A 6,617-nucleotide genomic window follows, 5' to 3' on the forward strand; every position below is an offset into this window, starting at 1 on the left:
CGGAGTATCCAATTTATATACTCCTATTAGATCAAAGGTCTAGCCTTATGGCTAGACCTTTGTCAGCAGTCTGAGGCCTCCTCCTTGGAGGCTTTTTACTGCTCTTAAGGTCTAAAGCCAATTACCCGTTGTGAACCAGAGGCAGTGCCGTGGTGTATTTCAAAGGCTCCATTGCAAACGTCGAGGTCACATTGGAAATCCCTTCCACCGAGTTAACCAACTTTTTATAAAAGCTATCAAAGCACTTCATATCATTAACTAGCACTTTCATCATGTAATCATACTCGCCCGCCATGCGATAAAACTCCATCACTTCGGGAAACTCCGAGACTGTCTCTACAAATCGGCTGTACCACTCGTGTGAATGATCATTAGTTTTCACCAACACAAATGCGGTGAACGACAAACCAAGCTTCTCTGGGTTAAGTAATGCCACTCTTTTCTCGATAATCCCTGCATCTTCGAGCTTCTTGAGTCTCTTCCAGCAAGGTGTCGTGGTTAGATTCACCGCTTCAGCCAGATCATTGAGCGATAGGGTCGCGTCACTTTGTAATAGCTCTAATATCTTCCTGTCCGTTCTATCGATCATTTTGTCCACACCACCGCTTAAAGTAGAACAATTTTCTACAAATTAACTCAACCACAGTAACTTTAGCAAAGTTTTTCTCCATGAATGTAGCTAAATTAAACTCATACTAAGTTTACGGAAATAAGGCCATGTGCAAAGATCACAACTGGATTAACAATGCGGTTCGCAAAATTGAAGCCGACTATCAGCGTAGTGCGGACACTCACTTAATAAAACTCGACCTTCCAAGCCTAGATGGCATTGACATCTACCTCAAAGATGAGAGTACTCATCCAACAGGCTCACTAAAGCACCGTCTTGCCCGTTCTCTTTTCCTTTATGCCATTTGTAACGGATGGGTTGGTCCTGAAACGACCATTATCGAGTCATCGTCTGGCAGTACTGCCGTTTCAGAAGCCTACTTCGCACGACTACTTGGCTTACCGTTCATCGCCGTTATGCCGAAGTCCACAGCCTGTAAGAAAATTGAGCAAATCGAGTTCTACGGTGGCCAAGCTCACCTAGTGGATAGATCCGACCAAATCTATGCCGAGTCTCACCACCTAGCTAAAGAGCTCAATGGCCACTACATCGACCAGTTCACCTACGCAGAGCGCGCAACTGATTGGCGTGGAAACAACAACATTGCCAACTCGATCTTTAGCCAGATGGAGATGGAAGATCACCCAATTCCAACTTGGGTGGTAATGAGCCCTGGTACTGGCGGTACATCGGCGACGATCGGCCGTTTTATTCGTTACCAGAAACATAACACTAAGTTATGTGTTGTCGACCCAGAGAACTCTGTTTTTTATGACTATTTTATGACCGGCGATAAAGAACTCACGAGTGATGCTGGCAGCAAGATCGAAGGTATTGGTCGGCCACGTGTAGAACCAAGCTTCATTCCAGGCGTTGTCGATGAAATGAGAAAGATCCCGGATGCCGCGTCTGTAGCAACAGCACACTGGCTAGAAGCAATCCTTGGTCGTAAAGTCGGCGCATCAACTGGAACAAACTTATATGGCGTGCTTCAACTGGCAAGCGAGATGAAAGCAAGCGGAGAAAAAGGCTCCATTGTCACCCTATTGTGTGACAGTGGCGAGCGCTACTTAGACACCTACTACAATCCAGAATGGGTAGCGAACAATATCGGTGATCTTCAGCCACATATAAACGCAATTAATGAACTAATATCCAATTAGATTCCAACAGTTACAAAACACCATTCGCGGCGCTTACCCACTGCGCCGCTAAGCCTTCACCAGCCTAATAACCAAATCGCATAACTTCAGTCTATCTGTTGATAAATATCACATAAACAAAAAGAACTCGGCCAGCACGAATACTGCAAGTTGTTGTAAAATAGCAATTTAATCATTCTAGGCTTATCAACTGAATAAATACTCTATTGTCATAACCACGATTAAATGTAAAATAAATTGACATGCAAGTGTCTCAATAATTATAAAATCAATATTTTTTATTCAGCTTTTTGATAAGGATGTCTCTATGATGTCGCTCTCTATTCGGGGGAAGGTTATTGCTCTGTGCCTTCTGTCGCTATTTGGATTCGCCAGTATTTTATCTATAAGCGGAACTACGCTTACTAATAACACTGAACAAGTTCGTAGTATCAACAAGTTATACTACCCCGTAATGAATTCAGCATCTTTGAACTCATTCCTCCTTTCGCAACTCGCAGAGCGTTTTAATCTCGCAGTGACCCTAGGGGACGAAGAACTGCTAGAAATGAACCAGTCAACTCTGAATGAAATCGTTGGTAATTTAAACCTACAAGCGCAGCTGCAGCCAGATTTAAAAACCAAAACAAGCGCCTTAACCCAATCACTTAATACTTATTACCAAGCCACTTACGATTTGGCGTTAGGCATGATTGATGGTGATTTGGATTTAGCGACTGCAGCTAAAAAAGCAGAAACAAATAATAAATTACTCGAAACGCTCAAGAGCGAAATGAGGCTGTTTTCTGACGCTCGAATCACTGACTTCGAAACATCTGTGACTGACCTTGGTAAAAACAACCAATCAGCGACTCAACTAATGAGTATTTTAGGTGGTGTCGCACTGCTCCTTATCGTCGCGATGGGCTGGTACGTGTCACGTGGCATTCGCACCGATTTAGGCGGTTTTGCACAGAAAATGCGAGATATAGCCGAGGGTGATGGTGACTTAACGGTTCAAATTAGCCACGATAAAAATGACGAACTCAAACCAGTTATCGACTATTTCAATGTATTCGTCACCAAGCTAAAGCAAAACGTGACTGAGACCATAAACAACGTCAATCAACTTGATCAGATATCTAGCACGTTGGTTTCATCTAGCCGTAAAACGACAGATCTATCTAACAACCAACATAGTGCTATCGAAGAGGTTTCTTCCTCATTAAGCCAGTTATTTGATGCCGCTAGACACATCGCTTCTCACGCCAGTGAAGCATCGAATTCCGCCAGCAGCGCGAGTCAAGAAGCGCATAAAGGTGAAGCTCAAGTAAAAAGCACCATTGCCGCCGTACAAGAACTAACCGAAGAAGTCAGAAATGCTTCACTTGTGGTACAGCAACTCGATCAAAATACTCAAAATGCAGGCTCAATCTTAGATTCGATCAGTGCAATTGCAGAGCAAACCAACCTACTCGCATTGAACGCAGCGATTGAAGCAGCGCGCGCAGGAGAACAAGGTCGTGGATTCGCTGTGGTCGCTGATGAAGTGCGAACCCTAGCTTCTCGTACCCAAACCTCAACACAAGAGATCCAATCGGTATTGCACCAACTCCAAGAGCAGACCAAAACCGCAGCAAACATCATTTCAGAAAGTGCAAGCCGAGCAGAAGAGTGTGTCGAGAAGTCCCTCGTCGCCGAGCAGTCTTTGCAGCGCATCACGAGTGATGTATCTGACATCAGCAACAAGAATGATCTCATTGCCTCTTCAACTGAAGAGCAAGAACGCGCTTCAAGTGAGATCGAAACCATTGTCGGTAACATTCGCACTATGGCTCAAGGTACAGCTGATAATGTCGGAGAGCTCGACGGTGTCGCTCATGATATCAACTCAATTACAGCCAATCTTTCAGGATTGACGACAAACTTTAAGGTGAAATAACCCTAGCGTTTAGCTCCCACACTTGGTCATTTTGGCCGAGTGTGGATCGCTGCACCTTAAATTTTAAAAAAAGCAAAAATAAACGAACACAGTAGTGGAGTTCAAAATGAAAAAGACCATTCTAGCAAGCCTTATTGCGGTTACCGCATTCGGCACGCAGGCTGCCAGCCTCAACAACCTTTCCGTCAGTGGTTTTGGCTCTGTCGGTGTCGGTAAATCAAACAATGATATCGGCTACGCAGGCTACACAGCCGACAAAGTCGATTGGGAACAGGAAACGCTGGGTGGCCTCCAGTTTGATTTCCAAATTAACGACAAAGCGAAATTTGTGACCCAGCTAGTCGCAAATAGCCGCTACGATTACGACCCAAAAATCGAAATGGCTTACGCATCATACGATTTTGAACATGCAACAGTGCGCGCGGGTAAACTACGTTTGCCACTGTTTTTCTACTCTGACTTTATCGACTTAGGCTATGCCTATCCGATGATTCGCCCATCTCAAGAGACCTATACCAACATCGTTCTTCGTGGCTACACTGGCGCGGATCTACTGATCCCAATTGAGTTTGAAAACTCAAGCCTACTTCTACAACCTGTCGTTGGTATCGCAACCGTTGAAGAAGAAGACTCTCGTGTTGGCGAAGTAAAACTGGATAATATGTTCGGTTTATCAGCGAGTTGGAATTTCGAAGATCTAACACTACGTGGTTCTTACTTTGTTGCGGAAGCAAATCCAGAGTGCAGCTCAACCGTGAGCGCCACTAGCTCTTCACAATGTCAACTCGCTTCAGCCCTTGGCCTTCATGGCCAAGACGGTCAGTTTATTTCGGTGGGTATGCAATATGACAACGGGGATTTCCTAACCAACATCGAAGCAACTGATGTACAGATGGATGGCAAATTCTATGATAGCCGCTCAGTCTCTGGGCTATTTGGTTATCGTTTTGGAGAGTTTACCCCTTACCTAGCAGCAAGTTGGGTGGAGACAACCGATAATGACGAACGCCCTGCGCCAAGTGCCATACTAAGCCAAGCTGATGGTGTCGCTCAAAACCTAAACAAAGGGTTAAACTTCGAGCGTATGTCTTACTCAGTGGGTACTCGTTGGGATTTTTACGCCAACATGGCGCTTAAGTTCGACGCCACATTTGTAGATTACAAAGACACCAGTGGTGGTTTCAGCAGCAACGTAGTTACACAGTCAAACGTAGCAACAGGTAAGTTCAATGAAGAAGATAGCGTTGTCTACTCTGCACGTCTAGATTTCGTATTCTAAGGAGACCATCATGAAAAAACTAATCACTTTATTGGCGGCCTCTGTTGTTTCATTCAACGCAATGGCTGGCATGGTTGTTATCGGCAATACCGCTGGGGTTGATGCGCTATCAAAAGGCGATGTAAAGAAACTCTTCATGGGTAAGAAAACTAAGCTAGCTAACGGCAGCAAGGCTCGCATCGTTGAGTTATCTGACGGTTCTGAAGGTCGTCTTGCTTTCCACGAGGTGGCAACAGGTCGTAGTGAGTCACAACTGCAATCAGCTTGGTCTCGTCTTGTTTTTACCGGAAAAGCTGAAGCGCCGATTCAAGTTTCAGATTACGCAGGTGTGATTGCGGAAGTGTCTAGCAATGCTGATGCCATTGGTTACGTCGATGAGTCTGCGGTGACTGGTGACGTTAAAGTTCTATTGAAGCTTTAATCTCACAGTTATTTAGATAACTGGAAAACCAAAGAGTTAGAAAGCCAGTGTTCACATCACTGGCTTTTCTTTATCTGCAAAACCTACTTGTTCTGTCTCGCTTCAAATGCGGCTAGCTGTTCGGGTGTCGCTTTGGGCTGATGGTTCTGTTTCCATTCGTCATAAGTCATACCGTACACACGCTCCCTTGCATCATCGATGTCTAGCTCCAGACCATGTGCTTGTGCTTCTGCGGTGTACCACTTACTAAAACAGTTGCGGCAGAAGCCAGCCAAGATCATTAAATCGATATTTTGCACATCTTTATTATCATCTAAGTGCGCCAACAAACGACGAAACACAGCCGCATCCAGTTTATCTTGCTCTTCTTGGGTCAGATTTTTGTATTTAAATTCAGCCACTTTACTTCCCTTCTATTGATTGTAGTTGTTACGGAATTGTATCAGTTGAAAACAAAAACGCCCAAGCAAAAAGCCCGGGCGTTTGTCCACACTCACAGAGAGTTAAGCTTGAATACCAACAATCAACCAAGGTGCATTTGGTACCGTTAGGTCACGCTCTAAGTGCCAGATATCGGTAATGTCCTCTTCAATACCTTCAACCGCATCACGGTAACGACCACTGAACTGCAAACTTAGCTGAGCTTTGCTTGCATCGTAATCAGCGCGCACAATCTCCGCATCCACATACATAACATCAGTATGCTGTTCACCTTCTAGCTTAGCGCGTTCAGATTTTAGGTCATCATATAGACTCGGCGAAACATATTCTTCGATAGTCTCAAGTTGATTGTGGTTCCATGCACCTTGCAAGATTCGGTAATGCTCTCGCGAACCATTAACAAACGCCGCTTGGTCAAAACCTGGAGGGTAGTTATGAGGCACATCTGTTGTCGCGCCAAAACCACCTGTTGATGCCGTGTGGTTAGCACTCTCGAAGTTATGCACGTTTGGTTGCTCAAACTTTTGCGCTGAACCACCGAAAGCAGGCTGCTGGCGATGCTGATTCATACTGCCCTGCTTCGCTCCAAGCATGTCTCGCATGAATTTGAAAATAACAAACGCAATCAAACCCATGATCAGGATATCCATAAACTGGATACCTTCAAACGCACCACCAAAGAACGCCGCTAAAAGCCCACCAGCTAGCAGACCGCCAAGCAATCCGCCCATCAGACCTTTCTTACTTGAACTCTGTTTTGCTGCTTGATCTTTACCGATCGA

At 44.9% G+C, this 6,617-nt stretch carries 7 protein-coding genes; 4 read left to right on the plus strand and 3 right to left on the minus strand.

Going from position 1 to position 6,617, the window contains the following annotated elements; genetic code table 11:
• Positions 1 to 121 precede the first annotated feature (121 nt).
• Positions 122 to 589, minus strand: a complete 468-nt coding sequence (locus QTO00_RS11955) for an Lrp/AsnC family transcriptional regulator (RefSeq protein ID WP_331425020.1) — start codon at positions 587 to 589, stop codon at positions 122 to 124.
• Positions 590 to 717: 128 nt separating this feature from the next.
• On the opposite strand from QTO00_RS11955, the gene QTO00_RS11960 reads away from it, so the two are divergent.
• The 4 genes from QTO00_RS11960 to QTO00_RS11975 all read left to right on the plus strand — a co-directional run bounded on the left by QTO00_RS11960 (position 718) and on the right by QTO00_RS11975 (position 5,394).
• Positions 718 to 1,773 (plus strand): PLP-dependent cysteine synthase family protein, encoded by a 1,056-nt coding sequence (locus QTO00_RS11960; RefSeq protein WP_331425021.1) that lies wholly within the window; start codon positions 718 to 720, stop codon positions 1,771 to 1,773.
• 454 nt (positions 1,774 to 2,227) lie between these two features.
• Entirely contained in the window at positions 2,228 to 3,694 is a 1,467-nt protein-coding gene (locus QTO00_RS11965; RefSeq protein WP_331425022.1) for a methyl-accepting chemotaxis protein, read from the plus strand.
• Positions 3,695 to 3,800: 106 nt separating this feature from the next.
• Entirely contained in the window at positions 3,801 to 4,973 is a 1,173-nt protein-coding gene (locus QTO00_RS11970) for a hypothetical protein (protein ID WP_331425023.1), read from the plus strand.
• A gap of 10 nt (positions 4,974 to 4,983) precedes the next feature.
• Entirely contained in the window at positions 4,984 to 5,394 is a 411-nt protein-coding gene (locus QTO00_RS11975) for a phosphate ABC transporter substrate-binding protein (RefSeq protein ID WP_331425024.1), read from the plus strand.
• Between the two features lie 83 nt (positions 5,395 to 5,477).
• Here QTO00_RS11975 and QTO00_RS11980 read toward each other — a convergent pair whose 3' ends face one another.
• Positions 5,478 to 5,795, minus strand: coding sequence for a DUF1244 domain-containing protein (locus tag QTO00_RS11980; protein WP_331425025.1), 318 nt, complete (start codon positions 5,793 to 5,795; stop codon positions 5,478 to 5,480).
• Between the two features lie 102 nt (positions 5,796 to 5,897).
• Positions 5,898 to 6,617: Tim44 domain-containing protein (locus QTO00_RS11985; RefSeq protein ID WP_331425026.1), on the minus strand; the 720-nt coding region annotated here is incomplete at its 5' end.

The organism is Vibrio sp. M260118, from assembly GCF_036533755.1.
Classification (GTDB): Bacteria; Pseudomonadota; Gammaproteobacteria; order Enterobacterales; family Vibrionaceae; genus Vibrio.

Coding starts and splice junctions, on each gene's coding strand:
- QTO00_RS11965 (WP_331425022.1), top strand. CDS start 2,228: ATGAATTCAGCATCTTTGAACTCATTCCTCCTTTCGCAACTCGCAGAG.
- QTO00_RS11955 (WP_331425020.1), bottom strand. CDS start 589: ATGATCGATAGAACGGACAGGAAGATATTAGAGCTATTACAAAGTGAC.
- QTO00_RS11960 (WP_331425021.1), top strand. CDS start 718: ATGTGCAAAGATCACAACTGGATTAACAATGCGGTTCGCAAAATTGAA.
- QTO00_RS11970 (WP_331425023.1), top strand. CDS start 3,801: ATGAAAAAGACCATTCTAGCAAGCCTTATTGCGGTTACCGCATTCGGC.
- QTO00_RS11975 (WP_331425024.1), top strand. CDS start 4,984: ATGAAAAAACTAATCACTTTATTGGCGGCCTCTGTTGTTTCATTCAAC.